The organism is Rhodococcus sp. NPDC056743 (genome assembly GCF_042790355.1).
In the GTDB taxonomy this organism is placed as follows: domain Bacteria; phylum Actinomycetota; class Actinomycetes; order Mycobacteriales; family Mycobacteriaceae; genus Rhodococcus_F.
In genome coordinates this window covers 1-17,313 of record NZ_JBHTZI010000017.1, presented here as the reverse complement: position 1 = coordinate 17,313, position 17,313 = coordinate 1, and the positions used below count along the sequence as shown (strand labels likewise).

The 17,313-nt window shown below is 62.2% G+C and carries 18 protein-coding genes; 17 read left to right on the top strand and 1 reads right to left on the bottom strand.

The features are described 5' to 3' along the window. Positions 1-141: 141 nt before the first annotated feature. From rho to ACFRFQ_RS29655, 16 genes are all read left to right on the top strand, one after another. Positions 142-2,244: a transcription termination factor Rho gene (gene rho / locus ACFRFQ_RS29730; RefSeq protein WP_378665178.1), complete on the top strand. Its 2,103-nt coding sequence runs from the start codon at positions 142-144 to the stop codon at positions 2,242-2,244. A gap of 233 nt (positions 2,245-2,477) precedes the next feature. Then, entirely contained in the window at positions 2,478-2,711 is a 234-nt protein-coding gene (rpmE, locus tag ACFRFQ_RS29725) for a 50S ribosomal protein L31 (RefSeq protein WP_033236138.1), read from the top strand. A gap of 149 nt (positions 2,712-2,860) precedes the next feature. After that, on the top strand, positions 2,861-3,940 hold the full coding sequence (gene prfA, locus ACFRFQ_RS29720) for a peptide chain release factor 1 (protein WP_378665177.1): 1,080 nt from the start codon (positions 2,861-2,863) through the stop codon (positions 3,938-3,940). 50 nt (positions 3,941-3,990) lie between these two features. After that, positions 3,991-4,923, top strand: coding sequence for a peptide chain release factor N(5)-glutamine methyltransferase (gene prmC / locus ACFRFQ_RS29715; RefSeq protein WP_378665176.1), 933 nt, complete (start codon positions 3,991-3,993; stop codon positions 4,921-4,923). After that, complete coding sequence (locus tag ACFRFQ_RS29710; RefSeq protein WP_033236099.1) at positions 4,920-5,582, top strand: L-threonylcarbamoyladenylate synthase; 663 nt, start codon at positions 4,920-4,922, stop codon at positions 5,580-5,582. The genes prmC and ACFRFQ_RS29710 overlap by 4 nt, the downstream gene beginning before the upstream one ends. A 40-nt stretch (positions 5,583-5,622) precedes the next feature. Further along, the gene (locus tag ACFRFQ_RS29705) at positions 5,623-6,807 is read left to right on the top strand and encodes a glycosyltransferase family 4 protein (RefSeq protein WP_378665175.1); all 1,185 of its coding nucleotides are present in this window, start codon (positions 5,623-5,625) and stop codon (positions 6,805-6,807) included. A gap of 31 nt (positions 6,808-6,838) precedes the next feature. Further along, complete coding sequence (locus tag ACFRFQ_RS29700) at positions 6,839-7,309, top strand: hypothetical protein (RefSeq protein WP_378665174.1); 471 nt, start codon at positions 6,839-6,841, stop codon at positions 7,307-7,309. 281 nt (positions 7,310-7,590) lie between these two features. Then, positions 7,591-8,418: a F0F1 ATP synthase subunit A gene (atpB, locus tag ACFRFQ_RS29695; RefSeq protein ID WP_378665173.1), complete on the top strand. Its 828-nt coding sequence runs from the start codon at positions 7,591-7,593 to the stop codon at positions 8,416-8,418. Positions 8,419-8,498: 80 nt separating this feature from the next. Beyond that, on the top strand, positions 8,499-8,747 hold the full coding sequence (locus ACFRFQ_RS29690) for an ATP synthase F0 subunit C (RefSeq protein ID WP_033236102.1): 249 nt from the start codon (positions 8,499-8,501) through the stop codon (positions 8,745-8,747). Between the two features lie 9 nt (positions 8,748-8,756). Next, positions 8,757-9,317: a F0F1 ATP synthase subunit B gene (locus ACFRFQ_RS29685; RefSeq protein ID WP_378665172.1), complete on the top strand. Its 561-nt coding sequence runs from the start codon at positions 8,757-8,759 to the stop codon at positions 9,315-9,317. Between the two features lie 5 nt (positions 9,318-9,322). Then, positions 9,323-10,147: a F0F1 ATP synthase subunit delta gene (locus ACFRFQ_RS29680; protein ID WP_378665171.1), complete on the top strand. Its 825-nt coding sequence runs from the start codon at positions 9,323-9,325 to the stop codon at positions 10,145-10,147. Positions 10,148-10,209: 62 nt separating this feature from the next. Next, positions 10,210-11,853: a F0F1 ATP synthase subunit alpha gene (gene atpA, locus ACFRFQ_RS29675; protein WP_138872754.1), complete on the top strand. Its 1,644-nt coding sequence runs from the start codon at positions 10,210-10,212 to the stop codon at positions 11,851-11,853. A gap of 48 nt (positions 11,854-11,901) precedes the next feature. Further along, positions 11,902-12,885, top strand: a complete 984-nt coding sequence (locus ACFRFQ_RS29670; RefSeq protein ID WP_378665170.1) for a F0F1 ATP synthase subunit gamma — start codon at positions 11,902-11,904, stop codon at positions 12,883-12,885. A gap of 3 nt (positions 12,886-12,888) precedes the next feature. Then, positions 12,889-14,340, top strand: a complete 1,452-nt coding sequence (atpD, locus tag ACFRFQ_RS29665; protein WP_003941349.1) for a F0F1 ATP synthase subunit beta — start codon at positions 12,889-12,891, stop codon at positions 14,338-14,340. A 6-nt stretch (positions 14,341-14,346) separates the two neighbouring features. Continuing rightward, the gene (locus ACFRFQ_RS29660) at positions 14,347-14,715 is read left to right on the top strand and encodes a F0F1 ATP synthase subunit epsilon (protein ID WP_138872757.1); all 369 of its coding nucleotides are present in this window, start codon (positions 14,347-14,349) and stop codon (positions 14,713-14,715) included. A gap of 49 nt (positions 14,716-14,764) precedes the next feature. After that, positions 14,765-15,187, top strand: coding sequence for a DUF2550 domain-containing protein (locus ACFRFQ_RS29655; protein WP_185993400.1), 423 nt, complete (start codon positions 14,765-14,767; stop codon positions 15,185-15,187). Positions 15,188-15,201: 14 nt separating this feature from the next. Here ACFRFQ_RS29655 and ACFRFQ_RS29650 read toward each other — a convergent pair whose 3' ends face one another. After that, the gene (locus ACFRFQ_RS29650) at positions 15,202-15,774 is read right to left on the bottom strand and encodes a cob(I)yrinic acid a,c-diamide adenosyltransferase (protein ID WP_378665169.1); all 573 of its coding nucleotides are present in this window, start codon (positions 15,772-15,774) and stop codon (positions 15,202-15,204) included. 54 nt (positions 15,775-15,828) lie between these two features. Here ACFRFQ_RS29650 and murA point away from each other — a divergent pair, with 54 nt between their 5' ends. Beyond that, on the top strand, positions 15,829-17,088 hold the full coding sequence (gene murA, locus ACFRFQ_RS29645) for a UDP-N-acetylglucosamine 1-carboxyvinyltransferase (RefSeq protein ID WP_378665168.1): 1,260 nt from the start codon (positions 15,829-15,831) through the stop codon (positions 17,086-17,088). The last annotated feature ends 225 nt before the right edge of the window (positions 17,089-17,313 follow it).

Genomic DNA, 17,313 nt, shown 5'->3' with positions numbered 1-17,313 from the left:
ATGACGGGCAAGCCGGTAGTTCTTGACATGCAACTCTCGACATGCAACTAAGTACGGCACCTCCGAGTTCGGTAATCAATCGAAACTTCGGGACGAACCCTCGACTCTGCGCCGCGCAAGTGAGGGAAGGAAAGGACCTCCGTGACCGATACGGACCTCATCGCCACCACTGCACCCAAGGCGAATTCCGCTGGGGCACAGTCAGGCGACAATTCTCAGGCGTCATCTTCAGCACCCAGCGGTGCGGTGGCGACCTCCACGAAGCGTGCCGACGCACGTCGTGGCGCCGGGCTCTCCGGCATGGTGCTCACCGAACTGCGCAGTCTTGCCGGTGAACTGGGCATCAAGGGCACTTCCGGGATGCGCAAGGGCGACTTGATCGCCGCGATCAAGGAACGGCAGGGCGGCAGCGCCAAGGCTGCACCCGCTCAGAGTGAACTCACGCTCGACGACGCACCGGTGACCCGCACACGCGCCAAGAGCACTCGCGCCGCGCGCACCGAAACTGTTGAAACTCCGGCTCCTGTCGAAACTGCGGCAGCCGAGCCCGCCGCAGCGGCACCTGCCACTGCTGAAGAAGCCGAGGCGGGCGCTCCTCGTCGTGGCCGTCAGCGTCGCGGCGCTGCACGTCGCGCCGGTTCACCCGACCAGGGTGAGCTGAACATCGAGCAGGAGACGGCACCGGCCGCCCGCGTCGAAGCCGCACCGGCAACCGAAGCACCCGTCGAGCGCAAGCAGAACGAGCGCGCCGAGACCCGGACCGATTCCGATCAGTCCGGCTCTGCCGAGCAGCCCACCGAGCGTCCCCGTCGCGAGCGCAACAACCGCGACAACCAGGGACAGCGCGACAACCAGGGACAGCGCGACAACCAAGGTCAGCGCGGTAACCAGGATCGTCAGGATCGCGGAAACCAGAGCACTGCCGGACAGAACAATGCGGGCCCGCGCACCGACAACCGCAACAACGGTCCGGACGACGACGAAGAGGGTGGCCGCGGACGCCGCGGACGCCGCTTCCGTGAGCGTCGTGGCCGCGGTCGCGAACGCGGCGAGGGTGGTGCACCCAACGAGTCACGCGAGACCGAAATTCGCGAGGACGACGTCCTTCAGCCGGTAGCCGGCATCCTCGACGTGCTCGACAACTACGCCTTCGTGCGTACGTCGGGGTACCTCGCCGGACCCAACGACGTCTACGTCTCGATGAACCTGATCCGCAAGAACGGCCTTCGCCGCGGCGACGCCATCACCGGTGCTGTCCGCGTATCCCGTGACGGTGACCAGGGTAACCAGCGTCAGAAGTTCAACCCGTTGGTGCGTATCGACACCGTCAACGGTGGCGACGTCGAGGCCGCGAAGAAGCGTCCCGAGTTCAACAAGCTCACGCCGCTGTACCCGAACCAGCGTCTGCGTCTCGAGACCGAGCAGCACATTCTGACGACGCGTGTCATCGACTTGGTAATGCCCATCGGCAAGGGCCAGCGCGCCCTCATCGTGAGCCCGCCCAAGGCCGGTAAGACCAGCGTGTTGCAGGCGATCGCCAACGCAATCGCAACCAACAACCCGGAGTGCTACCTCATGGTCGTCCTCGTGGACGAGCGTCCCGAGGAAGTTACCGACATGCAGCGCAGCGTGAAGGGCGAGGTTATTTCCTCGACCTTCGACCGCCCGCCGGGAGACCACACCTCGGTCGCCGAACTCGCGATCGAGCGTGCGAAGCGTCTCGTGGAAATGGGCAAGGACGTCGTGGTTCTGCTCGACTCGATCACTCGATTGGGCCGTGCGTACAACAACTCCTCACCTGCGTCGGGACGAATCCTCTCCGGCGGTGTCGACTCCACGGCTCTCTACCCGCCGAAGCGTTTCCTCGGTGCTGCCCGCAACATCGAGAACGGTGGCTCGCTCACCATCATCGCCACCGCGATGGTCGAGACCGGTTCCACCGGCGACACCGTGATCTTCGAAGAGTTCAAGGGCACCGGCAACGCCGAGCTCAAACTCGATCGCAAGATCGCCGAGCGTCGTGTGTTCCCGGCCGTGGACGTCAACCCGTCCGGTACGCGTAAGGACGAGCTGCTCCTGAGCCCCGACGAAGCCGCTGTGCTGCACAAGCTGCGTCGTGTGCTGTCCGGATTGGACTCGCATCAGGCCATCGATCTGCTGATCGACCGCCTGAAGAAGAGCAAGAACAACCTCGAGTTCTTGATGCAGGTCTCGAAGACCGCACCAGGCGCAATCGACGACTGACCTTCAGTCAGATGCGAAGAACCCCATAGCCCATGGCTGTGGGGTTCTTTGCATCTGTGGAACAAACTGACGGGGGAGTGCGTTATGGAATTCGTACAGCCCACTTCCTTCAGGAAGTTCAGACGCGGATTACCGGCTCTACCACCACGTCTGGCATACTGAACGGCCGAGTCCGGTTCCGGTTCACGATGTCGATTGGCGACGTCGACCCGGCGACCATTGAAAGGGACACCATGAAGGCAGGAATCCACCCAACCTACGTAGCGACCACCGTCGTTTGCGGTTGCGGTAACACGTTCGAGACTCACAGCACCAAGGAGTCCGGACGCATCAACGTCGAGGTTTGCTCGCAGTGCCACCCCTTCTACACGGGCAAGCAGAAGATTCTTGACACCGGTGGACGCGTGGCTCGCTTCGAGGCTCGCTACGGCAAGCGCGCAGACAGCAAGGTTCAGACCGAAGACTAGCTGTTCCGCCGACGCCCGATTTGCCATGTGCAGATCGGGCGTCGGCTTTTTTGTGCCTGCACTCGGTTTTGCGCGTTTCCCGGGTAGTAGCGTCGAATTATCTTTTGAAGCGCGCACCGTAGGAAACGAAACTCAGAGCGGAGCGAACCATGGCAGGCGCAACCAAGCCCTCGGCCATCGACGACATCCTGGCAGAACATGCCGGTCTCGAAGCGCAGATGTCCGATCCGGCGCTGCACAACGATCCGACGGCTGCCCGCCGCGTCGGAAAGCGGTTCGCCGAGCTCTCGCCCATCATGTCGACGTACAACAAGCTCACGTCGGCGCAGGACGATCTGGAAGCCGCACGTGAACTTGCCGCAGACGATTCCAGCTTTGCCGCCGAGATTCCGGACCTCGAGGCCGAGGTCGCACAGCTCGAGCAGACGCTGACCGATCAGCTTGCCCCGCGTGACCCCCACGACGGCGACGACGTCGTCCTCGAAGTGAAGTCGGGCGAAGGCGGCGAGGAGTCTGCTCTCTTTGCTTCCGACCTGGCCCGCATGTATGTCCGCTACGCGGAACGTCACGGCTGGCGCGTCGAAATCCTCGATGCGACGGTGTCCGACCTCGGCGGATACAAAGAAGCAACCATTTCGATCAAGAGTAAGTCCGACACCCCGGACGGTGTGTGGGCACGACTCAAGTTCGAAGGCGGCGTTCACCGCGTCCAGCGCGTGCCCGTCACCGAATCTCAGGGGCGCGTGCACACTTCTGCCGCCGGTGTTCTGGTGTACCCGGAACCCGAAGAGGTCGAGCAGGTTCAGATCGACGAGGGTGATCTGCGCATCGACGTCTACCGTTCGTCGGGCAAGGGCGGTCAGGGCGTCAACACCACCGACTCCGCAGTGCGAATCACTCACCTGCCCACCGGAATTGTCGTCACGTGCCAGAACGAGCGCTCGCAGCTTCAGAACAAGGCCCGCGCCATGCAGGTGCTGGCTGCTCGTCTGCAGGTTGTCGCGGAGGAAGCGGCGGACGCGGAAGCATCGGCCGGGCGTCAGAGCCAGGTTCGGACCGTCGACCGCTCCGAACGCATCCGCACCTACAACTTTCCCGAGAACCGCATCACCGATCACCGCATCGGATTCAAGTCGCACAACCTCGACGCAGTCCTCGACGGTGAGCTTGATCCGCTCCTCGACGCATTGGGCAAGGCGGACCGCGAAGCCCGCCTCGCGGCCGAATAGGCGGGCGACATGACAACTCGCGAAACGGTCACGCGTGGCAGGCTGTACGCGTGAGCAGACTCCCACTCCGTTTGGCGCTGATCGAGGCCGCCAAAGAGCTCGATGCGGCCGGCGTGCCCAGCCCACGTACCGATGCCGAACTACTGGCGTCGCACCTACTCGGTATCGAGCGCACGCGTTTGGGCCTGGTTCCGTTGGTCGATGCCGAAGTCATCGAGGCGTTCAACGGTATGGTCGCGCAGCGCGTGAAGCGAATCCCGTTGCAGCACATCATCGGCAGCGCGTCGATGGGCAATATCGACGTCGCCGTTGGCCCGGGTGTCTTCATTCCCCGTCCGGAAACCGAGTTGCTGATGGGCTGGGCGCTCTCGTTCCTCGAAGGATGCGGCAGCAGGCCGCCGGTGGTGCTGGATCTGTGCACCGGCTCCGGAGTGCTCGCGCTGTCCATCGCCGAGGCGAGGCCAGATGCGGTGGTGCACGCCGTGGAGAAGGAACCGGCAGCGCTCGCGTGGGCGCGTCGTAACGCCGCGGACCGCGAAGCCGCCGGGGATACCCCGATTCATCTTCATCAAGGTGACGTCACCGATCGAAATCTGCTGCAGGCACTCGAAGGCAAAGTCGATCTTGTCGTCTCCAACCCGCCGTACATTCCCGAAGGGGCGCAGTTGCAGCCCGAGGTCATGGATTACGACCCGCACACGGCTCTCTTCGGTGGGCCGGACGGTTTGTCCGTGATCAAACCCATGATCAGCAACATCGCACGCTGGCTGCGGATCGGCGGTGCCGCGGGGATCGAACACGACGACACCAATGGTGACGGCGTCGCGGCACTGTTCTCGGGTCGACGGGTATTCGGTGAAGTCGAGCAGCATCCGGACCTGGCCGGTCGCCCCCGTTTTGTTGTCGCGAGACGCGTCGCCACGAGCGTGGAAGCCCAGCGTGAGCGAGACCACGGAATGCCGAGTGACAGGATGGTCCAGTGAGCACCGTTTACGATTGTAGTGAAATTGATACCCGCACGGCAGGTCTAGCTGCCGCTAAGAATGCACTCAAAGCCGGACGCCTGGTTGTCCTTCCGACGGACACTCTGTACGGATTGGCTGCCGATGCCTTTGACAGCGAGGCGGTCACGAGCCTCCTTCGCGCGAAGGGACGCGGCCGGGACATGCCGGTTCCCGTTCTCGTCGGATCCTGGAACACCATCGACGGACTCGTCTACAGCGTGCGCCCGCAGGCACGCGATCTCGTTCGCGCATTCTGGCCGGGCGGGCTGAGTTTGGTTGTCGAACAAGCGCCCTCGTTGGCCTGGGATCTTGGCGATACACGCGGAACGGTCATGCTTCGCATGCCGCTGCACCCTGTCGCCCTGGAATTGTTGCGCGACGTCGGGCCACTGGCCGTGTCCAGCGCCAACATCTCCGGACGGCCACCGGCCACCACGGTCGACGAAGCCCGCGATCAGCTCGGCGGCTCGGCCAGTGTCTACCTCGACGGCGGCCCGGCAGCGCATGCGGTGGCGTCGACGATCGTGGATCTGACCGGCGACTCGCCCCGTATCCTGCGGGTCGGCGCTGTGTCCGCGGAAGATATCGCAGACGTGTTGGGCACCACCCCGGAAAGCCTTGTAGAGGGAGTTTCGTAACGATGGTCGGTGCCCGCCAGAACACGGGTGATTATCCCCAGTGATCACGACGCACCGGGCCACCGAGATCCTCGCGCAGTCCAGCGGGGGAGTGGGCGTACCGATCCGAGAACTCCTCCTGGTTCTGTGCACCGCTGCTGTGGTCACCTATCTGGCCACCGGCGCCGTGCGGATCCTGGCAATTCGGTTCGGCGCGGTCGCGATCCCGCGCGACCGTGACGTTCACGTCAAGCCGACGCCCCGTCTCGGTGGCGTCGGCATGTATGTGGGCCTGGCTGCCGGGCTGCTCTTTGCGCAGCAATTGCCTGCTCTGACACGAGGATTCGAGTTCGACAGTCCTGACGTTCAAGCGGCGCTGGTGTCCGGCGGCGTGATCGTTCTGGTCGGCATCATCGATGACAAGTGGGGGCTCGACGCTCTCACGAAATTTGTCGGCCAGGTGACTGCCGCCGGAATCATGGTGGTGATGGGCGTTAGTTGGTTCATCATCTACAACCCATTCGGGGATGGCGGATCGACGATCATTCTCGATCAGATTCAATCGGGTCTGTTCACCGTTGCTGTTGCTGTCGCGACCATCAACGCCATGAATTTCGTCGACGGTCTCGACGGTCTGGCGGCTGGCCTCGGCCTCATCGCAGCGGTCGCGATTCTGCTCTTCTCGATCGGACTCCTGCACGATCAAGGTGGCGATGTGAGCGTGTACCCACCGGCGATGATCGCTGCTGCTCTCGCCGGAGCGTGCCTCGGCTTCCTGCCGCATAATTTCAATCCGGCACGGATCTTCATGGGTGATTCCGGATCCATGTTGATCGGACTCATGCTCGCCGCGATTTCGACTTCCGCGTCTGGACGGATTCCGCTGACGGCGTACGGTACGCGCGACCTTGTCGCTCTACTCGCACCGTTGTTGCTGGTCGGTGCTGTGATGTTCATCCCCATGCTGGACATGCTGCTCGCTGTCATCCGTCGCACGCGGGCCGGCGTCAGTCCGTTCAGTCCGGACAAGATGCATCTGCATCACCGGTTGCTGCAGATCGGACACACTCATCGCCGGGTTGTGCTGGTCATCTACTCCTGGGTGGGCGTTCTGGCCTTCGGCGCCGTGGGATCTTCGCTCTTGGATCGACAGTTGGTTGTTGTCCTCGTTGCCGCCGGAATGCTTGCAGCATTTCTGTTCACCGCGATCCCGTCGCTGCGTGATCGCCAGCAGGAGCGACAGTAGCCAGCTTTTCCGATCCATTACCCTTGGCATCGTGACGAACACCCCGCAATCAGTGCCGGCATCGCAGCCCATTCCCGATTCGACCGCAGCAATGCGCTCTGCAGTGAAGTGGGGCGTGATCGGACTGGTTGTGCTGACCATCGTCGGTTCCCTGCTCGGGTGGCTGATCGGCGGTAAGGAAGGCCTGTACGGCGCGCTTCTCGGGGCGGCTGTGGGCGGCGGGTTCATTCTGTTCACCGCGCTGGGCGTGCTTCTCACGTCGAAGTTGCCTGCTCTGACCGCCGGCGCCGTTCTTCTCGGGACCTGGTTGCTCAAGATGATCCTGGCGATCGTGGTGCTCGCGATCCTGAAACCGCTCGACTTCTACGACAAGACCTCGTTGGTACTGGTCATGGTCTTCGCGTTGGTTATCGTCCTCGGGGCGGAAACGTACGGCGTTCTCGGAACCAAGACGCCGTACGTCGAGCCCACCCCGAGCGATCCCGTCAACGACGACGAGTAGTACTACAAAACGTAACAAACTGCCCTTTCAGGTACCCCATCTACACAATGTCGTAGACGGCTTGGTAGGGTCAGCGTCAAGCGAGAGCAAAGGCAGGCTAGGTAACCCTCAGCCGACAATGCCATGTGCTCGCAGGTGGTCGATATTCTGGGCCACTGAGTCGACGAGAGTCGCCGACACCGACAGAAGCCAGGCCCCGCAAGGGTTCTCCAGCAGCTGACGAATGCGCGAGTCGAACTTGTCGACTTGTAGATCGTCAATGTCCGATCGAACCGCAGTCAATGATGGCTGCGGACCGACTACGGGAGAGAACGCTGAGCGTCACCACCCTGGCCGCGGATGAATTCCATGCGCCGTCACTAGACGATTTTTTCCCGCCCTCCGTGTTGATTCACGCGGGCCCCTTCGAGCTCGACCGACTGATGCTCATCCGCATCCTGATGTCGGTGTTGGTTGCAGCGTTCTTCGCAATTGCAATGCGTAGTCCGCGGTTGATTCCGCGTGGCGTGCAGAACGTGGCCGAGATCGCCCTGGACTTCGTTCGCATTCAGATCGCTGAAGACGTTCTCGGTAAGGAACAGGGCAAGCGCTTCCTGCCGGTCATCACGACGATCTTCTTCCTCGTGATCGCCAGCAACGTCTCCGCAATCATCCCCTTCTTGAACATCTCGCCGAACGCACGTATCGGCATGCCGTTGGTTCTAGCCGCGCTTGCCTACATCGTGTTCAACTACGTCGGCATCAAGAAGTACGGCTTCTTCAAGTACGTGAAGAGCACCATCGTCGTTCCCGGCGTTCCTCCTGCACTGCACGTCTTGTTGATTCCGATCGAGTTCATCTCGACGTTCGTACTGCGCCCGTTCACGCTGATGGTTCGTCTTATGGCCAACATGTTGGCCGGCCACATCCTGCTGGTGCTGTTCTTCAGCGCGACGAACTACTTCTTCTTCGTGTCCGGCGGATTCCAGGCGGTATTCGGCATTCCGTCGATCATTGCCGGCCTTGCATTCACGTTCTTCGAGCTGCTGGTCATCTTCCTGCAGGCTTACGTCTTTGCGCTGCTGGCCGCGGTCTACATCGACATCGCGCTGCACGCAGACGAGCACTGACCACACCACATTTCAGCTACACCAAGAACTGAGCCTTCCGTCGACACCGGCGGAGGTCAACTGAAAGGGAATGGAACACCATGAGCGTCGCTTACCTGGCACAGGAAGTTGCCGAGCAGACCATCACCAACAAGGGTTATGGCGCCATCGGCTACGGCCTCGCGGCAATCGGCCCCGGCATCGGCATCGGCATCGTTGTCGGTAAGGCAATCGAGGGCATGGTTCGCCAGCCCGAGATGGCCGGACAGGTTCGTACCACCATGTTCCTCGGTATTGCATTCACCGAGGCCCTCGCGCTGATCGGCCTCGTTGCCGGCTTCATTTTCTAAGAGACCGACATGGCAGCCACCATTACACTGCTCGCGGCCGCTGAGGGTGAAACACCTAACCCTCTCCTGCCCGCGACGTACGACATCGTATGGTCCATCGTCTGCCTCGTGATTGTCGGTTTTGTCTTCTGGAAGTTCGTACTTCCGATGTTCCAGAAGGTTCTTGCCGATCGCACCGAGCAGATCGAGGGCGGGATCCAGAAGGCCGAAGAGGCACAGGCCGAGGCAAAGGCAGCGCTCGAAGAATATCGCGCGCAGCTCGCCGATGCCCGTACCGAGGCCGCGCAGATCCGTGAGGAAGCGCGCACCCAGGGTCAGCAGATCATTGCCGACATGAAGGTTCAGGCGCAGGAGGAGAGCGATCGCATCGTGGCCGCAGGCCACAGCCAGCTCGTCGCCCAGCGTCAGCAGATCGTCGCTGAGCTCCGCTCGGATCTCGGCAAGACCGCTGTAGACCTGGCCGAGAAGGTCATCGGAGAGTCCCTCGCCGACGACGTGAAGCGTGCCGGAACGGTTGATCGATTCCTCAACGAGCTCGACGCCGTCAGCGCTGATTCAGCCAGGAAGTGAGCAACATGTACGCAGCGAGCCGTGAATCCTTGGCGCAGACGCGTTCTGCGCTGAGCAGCGCCCTGGGCGCAGTCTCTGCAGGTGCCGCTACCGCGGCCGCTGCGCAGGCTGGGTCCGAGCTCTTCTCGGTGGTCGAGGTACTCGACGGCCAGCGCGCTCTTCGCAGCGCGCTGGCTGACGCTTCGGCACCGGTCGCTGGTCGCCAGGCTTTGGCCGAGCAGTTGTTCTCCGGGAAGGTCGGCGCGGAAGCGCTGGCAACCGTGAAAGCAGCTGCAGGCCAGGATTGGTCAGCGGGCCGCGACCTGGTCAACTCGCTCGAACTGCTCGGCCGCGAAGCTCTGCTCCGCGCCGCCGCAGATCAGGGTCAGTTGGACACCGTCGAGGACGAGCTGTTCCGTCTCGGTCGCATCGTGGCAGGGGATCCCAGCCTGGAGCAGACGCTCTCGGATCTGTCGGTTCCCGCAGCCCGCAAGCGTGAGTTCCTTTCGCGCCTGCTCTACGGCAAGGTCACCGCGGTCACCGAGGCACTTGCCGGACAGGCCGTCGGCCGGTTGAAGTCTGCACCCGCAGACACTTTCGACCAGCTGTCGAATCTTGCCGCCGCGCAGCGTGATGTCGCTGTTGCCCACGTGCGCAGCGCTTCGGCGTTGAGTGCGGAGCAGACGGATCGTCTGACGAGCACACTTACCCGCACCTACGGGAAGCCGGTCACCGTGCACGTCGAGATCGATCCCGCACTTCTCAGCGGCTTGGTCGTCCGGGTGGGCGACGAGGTCATCGACGGTAGTGCAGCGGGACGACTCGCAGCACTGCGGAAGAACCTCAAATAGTCCTTCAGCCGAACACACACTCCAGATCTTTTCGAAGACCAGATACCGAGAGCAGGAAAAACATGGCGGAGCTGACGATCTCCTCCGACGAGATCCGTAGCGCGATCGACAACTACACCGCGAGCTACTCCCCGGAGGCCTCCCGTGAGGAGGTCGGCACAGTGACCGACACCAGTGACGGCATTGCGCACGTCTCTGGCCTGCCTTCGGCTATGTCCAACGAACTGTTGGAGTTCCCCGGTGGAATCGTCGGCGTCGCGCTCAACCTGGATGCCACCGAAATCGGTGCAGTCATCCTGGGTGACTACCAGAACATTCAAGAAGGCCAGGAAGTAAAGCGCACGGGCGACGTTCTGTCGGTTCCCGTCGGCGACGCTTTCCTCGGCCGCGTCATCGACCCGTTGGGTGCTCCTATCGACGGCCTCGGCGAGATCGAGAGCACCGAAAACCGTGCACTCGAACTGCAGGCCGCTTCGGTGCTCGAGCGCCAGCCGGTCGAAGAGCCGCTCCAGACGGGTATCAAGGCTATCGACGCCATGACCCCGATCGGCCGCGGCCAGCGCCAGCTCATCATCGGCGACCGCAAGACCGGCAAGACCGCGGTCTGCATCGACGCGATCCTGAACCAGAAGGCCAACTGGGATTCCGGCGATGTCAACAAGCAGGTTCGCTGCATCTACGTTGCCATCGGTCAGAAGGGCTCCACCATCGCGGGCGTCAAGGCTGCCCTCGAGGAGAAGGGTGCGATGGAATACACCACCATCGTCGCTGCTCCGGCTTCTGATTCCGCAGGCTTCAAGTGGCTCGCACCGTACACCGGCTCGGCCATCGGCCAGCACTGGATGTACCAGGGCAAGCACGTTCTGGTCGTGTTCGACGACCTGACCAAGCAGGCAGAGGCGTACCGCGCCATCTCGCTGCTGCTGCGTCGCCCGCCGGGACGCGAGGCGTACCCCGGTGACGTCTTCTACTTGCACTCCCGTCTGCTGGAGCGTTCGGCGAAGCTGTCCGACGCACTCGGCGGTGGCTCGTTGACGGCTCTGCCGATCATCGAGACCAAGGCAAACGACGTCTCGGCGTACATCCCGACCAACGTCATTTCCATCACCGACGGCCAGGTCTTCCTCGAGTCCGACCTGTTCAACAAGGGCGTTCGCCCCGCGATCAACGTCGGTATCTCGGTCTCCCGCGTCGGTGGCGCTGCACAGACCAAGGGCATGAAGAAGGTTTCCGGTTCGTTGCGTCTGGAACTGGCTCAGTTCCGTGAGCTCGAAGCGTTCTCCGCCTTCGCATCCGACCTCGACGCTGCCTCCAAGGCTCAGCTCGAGCGCGGTGCCCGTCTGGTCGAGCTGCTCAAGCAGGATCAGTACAGCCCGATCCCCGTCGAAGACCAGATCATCTCGATCTACCTCGCCGGCGAAGGCACCTTCGACAGCGTCCCGATCGGCGACGTCCGTCGCTTCGAGAAGGAACTGCTCGAAGACCTCAAGCACTCGGCTGCCGGCGTTTACGCCAGCATCAACGGCGGTAAGGCACTCGATGCCGACAACGCTGCTGCGCTGATCGCTGCAACCGACAAGTTCAAGGAAGGCTTCATCGCATCCGACGGAAGCCGGGTCGTGAACGAGGCCGAGGCCGCCGCTCTGGGCGCAGACGAGGTCGAGAACGAGCAGATCAACGTCAAGCGCAAGACCGTCAGCAAGTGACGTACGCGCCCATGACACTGCGAATTCCGAAGGGAGAGTGATTGATCGATGGCAAGCATTCTCGAATTGCGGTCCCGTATCAAGTCGGTCAACTCGACCAAGAAGATCACCAAAGCACAGGAACTGATCGCGACTTCGCGTATCACGAAGGCTCAGATTCGCGTCGCCGCATCCAAGCCGTATGCCGAGGAGATCACGAAGGTACTCACCGAATTGGCGAGTGCGTCTGCTTCGCTCGATCACCCGCTGCTCAACGAGCGTCCGGAGCCCAAGCGGGCTGCGGTGCTCGTTGTCACCAGTGACCGCGGCATGTGCGGTGGCTACAACTCCAACGTCCTCAAGCAGGCAGAAGAGCTCATGACTCTGCTCCGCAGCGAGGGTAAGGAGCCGGTTGTCTACGTGCTCGGTTCCAAGGGACTCGGGTACTACACATTCCGTGGCCGCAACATCGGTGCTGCGTGGACGGGCTTCTCGCAGGATCCGGGTTACTCGGATGCCGCGAAGGCCAGTCGCCACCTGGTCGAACTCTTCATGGCAGGTTCGGGCAACCAGGTCGACGCTCCGAACGGCGAAGGCACGATCGAGGGCGTCGACGAACTCCATATCGTCTACACCCGCTTCGTGTCGATGCTGACGCAGACCCCCGAGGTTCGCCGTATGGCTCCGCTCGAGGTGTCCGTGTCCGAAGAGCACATCGAACTCGGTGAAGACATGCTGACCAACGGTCACGACGACGACCACTCCACCGGTCCCGTCGCTGACTTCAGCTTCGAGCCGGAGCCGGAGAAGTTGCTCGGCGCACTTCTGCCGAAGTACGTCAGCACGCGAATCTTCTCGTCGCTTCTCGATGCTGCGGCATCGGAGTCGGCAGCCCGTCGTACCGCTATGAAGGCCGCGACGGACAACGCAAACGAACTGGTGAACACGTTGAGCCGTCAGGCCAACCAGGCTCGCCAGGCCCAGATCACCCAGGAAATCAGCGAGATCGTCGGCGGCGCCAACGCGCTCGCCTCGAGCGCAGGAAGTGACTAGCACATGACCGCAGCAGTAACCGAAAACAACGGGGCAGGTTCGGCTTCGGCCGTAGCCGGCCGCGTCGTGCGGGTCATCGGTCCCGTCGTGGACGTTGAATTCCCGCGTGGCGCTGTTCCTGAACTGTTCAACGCCCTGAACGCCGAGATCACACTTCCCTCGGTCGCCAAGACGCTGACGCTCGAGGTTGCTCAGCACCTCGGTGACAACCTGGTCCGCACCGTCTCCATGCAGCCCACCGACGGCCTGGTCCGCGGCACTGCAGTGACCGACTCGGGCAAGCCGATCTCGGTTCCCGTCGGTGACGTCGTCAAGGGCCACGTGTTCAACGCACTGGGCGATTGCCTCGACACCCCGGGCCTCGGCCGCGACGGCGAGCAGTGGGGCATCCACCGCAAGCCACCAGCCTTCGATCAGCTCGAAGGTAAGACCGAGATCCTCGAGACCGGTATCAAGGTCATCGACCTTCTCACCCCGTACGTCAAGGGTGGAAAGATCGGTCTGTTCGGTGGTGCCGGCGTCGGCAAGACCGTTCTGATCCAGGAAATGATCACGCGTATCGCTCGCGAGTTCTCGGGCACCTCGGTGTTCGCAGGCGTCGGTGAGCGTACCCGTGAGGGCACCGACCTTCACCTGGAAATGGAAGAGATGGGCGTCCTTCAGGACACCGCCCTTGTCTTCGGCCAGATGGATGAGCCGCCCGGAACGCGTATGCGCGTCGCCCTGTCCGCACTGACGATGGCGGAGTACTTCCGCGACGTTCAGGGCCAGGACGTTCTGCTGTTCATCGACAACATCTTCCGCTTCACGCAGGCAGGTTCCGAGGTTTCCACTCTCCTCGGCCGTATGCCTTCGGCAGTGGGCTACCAGCCCACGCTGGCGGACGAGATGGGTGAGCTCCAGGAGCGCATCACCTCGACCCGTGGTCGCTCGATCACGTCGCTGCAGGCTATTTACGTGCCCGCCGACGACTACACCGACCCCGCGCCGGCTACGACGTTCGCGCACCTCGATGCCACCACCGAGCTCTCGCGCCCGATTTCGCAGATGGGTATTTACCCCGCTGTGGATCCGCTGAGCTCGACCTCCCGCATCCTGGAGCCCGGCATCGTCGGTGCCGAGCACTTCCGTGTTGCCAACGAGGTCAAGCGCATCCTGCAGAAGTACAAGGAACTGCAGGACATCATCGCCATCCTCGGTATGGACGAGCTTCAGGAAGAGGACAAGGTCCTCGTGGGCCGCGCCCGTCGTATCCAGAAGTTCCTCGGCCAGAACTTCATCGTTGCCGAGAAGTTCACCGGTGAGCCCGGCTCCGTCGTGCCGCTCCGCGACACCATCGAAGCCTTCGACCGCGTCTGCAAGGGCGAGTTCGATCACCTGCCCGAGCAGGCATTCAACAGCTGTGGCGGACTCGACGACGTCGAGGCTGCAGCCAAGAAGATGGCCGGGAAGTAGTCCACGATGGCTGAGATGACCGTAGAACTCGTTGCCGTCGAGGAGCGCTTGTGGTCGGGTACGGCGACGCTGGTCAGCGCTCAGACGACCGAGGGCGAGATCGGCATCATGCCTGGGCATGAGCCGGTCCTCGGCCAGCTCATCGAGGGCGGTACCGTGTCGATCACGCCTGTCGACGGTGAGCGCATCGTCGCAGCAGTTCACGGCGGTTTCCTGTCGGTGACGGCTACCACCGTCACGATTCTGGCCGAGTCCGCGGACATGGCCGAGGACATCGACGTGAACGCTGCCAAGGCAGTTCTCGCTGACACCCAGGCAGACGACGAGGCGATTGCGGTCGCCAAGGGTCAGCTTCGGGCAGTCGAGCGCGCGTAGTTAATCAGAGCAAAGCCGCGACGGGAGCCGACGAACAGTGACATTCGGAATGACTGTGTTGATCATTCTGGTTGTGCTGCTCGCGGTTCTCGTCGCGGCTTTTCTGTACCGCCTGGTGATCCTGCGCCGCGGTGGTACTGCAGCACTTCTTCGCGTTCTGCCCTCGCCGGGGGACAGCGGGTGGCGGCACGGAATCATTCGCTACGGCGAAAGCTCGTGTGTATTCTTCAAACTTTCTTCTCTCCGGCCCGGTCCGGATTCACGTGTCGATCGTCAAGGCATCGAGGTCGAGAGCCGTCGCTCTCCCTCGGGTACCGAATTCGACATCATGAGTGACGACATCGTTGTCCTGCGCGTGCGCGACGGGGAGTCGAACTACGAAATCGCTTTGGACAGTGGAGCGTTGACTGCCTTCCTGTCCTGGGTGGAATCTCGGCCAGACGGGCGTGCCCGTAGGCGACGTACCGCCTGACCGTAGGCGTCGTATTAGGCGCCGGCACCTGGCTTCCAGAGAACATCACCGTTCGGATTGGCAACTCTTCCCATGATGAAGAGCAAGTCCGACAGCCTGTTGAGGTATTTCGCAGGCAGAACGCTCGTGTCGTCAGGGTGAGAGTCGATAGCCGACCATGCCGCTCGTTCGGCTCGGCGAGAGACGGTCCGAGCAACGTGCAGTAGTGCACCCAACGGCGTTCCGCCGGGCAGAATGAACGAATTCAGCGGTGCCAGTTGATCATTGAGCTCATCGCACCAACCTTCGAGGCGATCGATGTATGCCTGGGTAACGCGAAGCGGTGGGTACTTGGGATTCTCCACGACCGGGGTGGACAGGTCCGCTCCGGCGTCGAAGAGGTCGTTCTGAATCTGTCGAAGTATCGCAACCAGATTCTCCGGCGGGTTTCCGAGAGCCAACGCAACACCGATCGCGGCATTGGTTTCATCGCAATCCGCATATGCGGTCAGGCGCGGGTCGTTCTTGGACACGCGCGAAAAGTCGCTCAGTCCTGTGGTGCCGTCGTCGCCGGTTCGGGTGTAGATCTTCGTAAGGTGAACACTCATACGCCAACGGTACCGGCGCGGAGTTTCGGCGGTTGTGGCTCTAGGCTGTGAACCGTGAGTGAGCACTTTCTTGTAACCGGGGGTCAGCGCCTCGAAGGTGAAGTTTCAGTCGGGGGCGCCAAGAACAGTGTGCTGAAGCTGATGGCTGCGGCATTGTTGGCCGAGGGCACAACCGTCGTGACCAACTGCCCTGACATCCTCGACGTTCCCCTGATGGCGGACGTGCTGCGAGGCTTGGGGTGCGACGTCGAACTCGAGGATTCGGAAGTTCGGATCACGACTCCGGCGGAACCGAAGTACCACGCCGACTTCGACGCGGTGAAGCAGTTCCGCGCATCGGTGTGTGTCTTGGGACCGCTCGTGGCGCGTTGTCGACGGGCAGTGGTTGCCCTTCCCGGTGGCGATGCGATCGGATCTCGTCCACTCGACATGCATCAATCGGGCCTTCGGCTTCTCGGTGCGCAGAGCGAAATCGAGCACGGATGTGTTGTGGCGCAGGCCGATGACCTGCATGGTGCGAATATCCGCCTCGTATTTCCGTCGGTCGGTGCTACTGAAAACATCCTCATGGCTGCAGTTCTGGCGCGAGGTGAAACGGTCATCGACAATGCCGCGCGTGAACCGGAGATCGTCGACCTGTGCAACATGCTGAACCAGATGGGGGCAAAGGTCAGTGGTGGGGGTTCCACGACGCTCACCATTCAAGGTGTTCGCAAGCTGGAACCGACCACACACCGAGTGATCGGTGATCGCATCGTTGCAGCTACCTGGGGCGTCGCTGCGTCGATGACCAGGGGAGACGTGCGAGTTCGTGGGGTCAACCACAAGCATCTGGGCTTGGTCCTGGACAAGCTACGAACTGCAGGCGCCGAAGTGACGCCGGAAGTCGACGGCTTTCGAGTCGTGCAACGTGAGCGGCCCAAAGCTGTCAATTTCGCGACGCTTCCGTACCCGGGATTCCCGACAGACCTGCAGCCCATGGCCATCGGACTGGCGGCAGTGGCGGAGGGAACGTCCATGATCACCGAGAACGTGTTCGAATCCCGTTTCCGGTTTGTCGAGGAAATGATCCGTTTAGGTGCAGACGCCCGGACTGACGGACACCATGCAGTAATCAGGGGAGTGCCGGTTCTGTCCAGTGCGCCGGTGTGGTCGTCGGACATTCGCGCCGGAGCTGGTCTTGTTCTTGCCGGCCTGGTGGCTGATGGAGTGACCGAAGTGCACGACATCTTCCATATCGATCGCGGCTATCCCCGCTTTGTCGAGAATCTGCGCGGACTGGGCGGAATCATCGAGCGGGTCGGCACCGAATAGCGGGGTGCTCGGGGTCACATCGAGCAGTTGTGCGGGTTAGTCGGATTCTGCCGGCACCGAAATCGCTGTGACCTCGGAAATCTTCTCCATCCAAGTGGAGTGACCAGGCGATTTGTTAATTCGTTGAAGGTTCGCGTAACTTATTCCAAGTCAGAGCGACACGGACACCGACTCCCGCTTCACAGCGAGTGACACGAGGTTGTACGAAGTGCCTGGCCAAATTTC

What these genes read in the sequence shown, in the direction of transcription:
- ACFRFQ_RS29655 (WP_185993400.1), top strand. Translation starts at nt 14,765, where the DNA reads ATGACTGTGTTGATCATTCTGGTTGTGCTGCTCGCGGTTCTCGTCGCG.
- atpB (WP_378665173.1), top strand. Translation starts at nt 7,591, where the DNA reads ATGATGGCTGCGGACCGACTACGGGAGAGAACGCTGAGCGTCACCACC.
- ACFRFQ_RS29680 (WP_378665171.1), top strand. Translation starts at nt 9,323, where the DNA reads ATGTACGCAGCGAGCCGTGAATCCTTGGCGCAGACGCGTTCTGCGCTG.
- atpD (WP_003941349.1), top strand. Translation starts at nt 12,889, where the DNA reads ATGACCGCAGCAGTAACCGAAAACAACGGGGCAGGTTCGGCTTCGGCC.
- atpA (WP_138872754.1), top strand. Translation starts at nt 10,210, where the DNA reads ATGGCGGAGCTGACGATCTCCTCCGACGAGATCCGTAGCGCGATCGAC.
- ACFRFQ_RS29650 (WP_378665169.1), bottom strand. Translation starts at nt 15,774, where the DNA reads ATGAGTGTTCACCTTACGAAGATCTACACCCGAACCGGCGACGACGGC.
- prfA (WP_378665177.1), top strand. Translation starts at nt 2,861, where the DNA reads ATGGCAGGCGCAACCAAGCCCTCGGCCATCGACGACATCCTGGCAGAA.
- rpmE (WP_033236138.1), top strand. Translation starts at nt 2,478, where the DNA reads ATGAAGGCAGGAATCCACCCAACCTACGTAGCGACCACCGTCGTTTGC.
- ACFRFQ_RS29690 (WP_033236102.1), top strand. Translation starts at nt 8,499, where the DNA reads ATGAGCGTCGCTTACCTGGCACAGGAAGTTGCCGAGCAGACCATCACC.
- ACFRFQ_RS29660 (WP_138872757.1), top strand. Translation starts at nt 14,347, where the DNA reads ATGGCTGAGATGACCGTAGAACTCGTTGCCGTCGAGGAGCGCTTGTGG.
- ACFRFQ_RS29670 (WP_378665170.1), top strand. Translation starts at nt 11,902, where the DNA reads ATGGCAAGCATTCTCGAATTGCGGTCCCGTATCAAGTCGGTCAACTCG.
- ACFRFQ_RS29685 (WP_378665172.1), top strand. Translation starts at nt 8,757, where the DNA reads ATGGCAGCCACCATTACACTGCTCGCGGCCGCTGAGGGTGAAACACCT.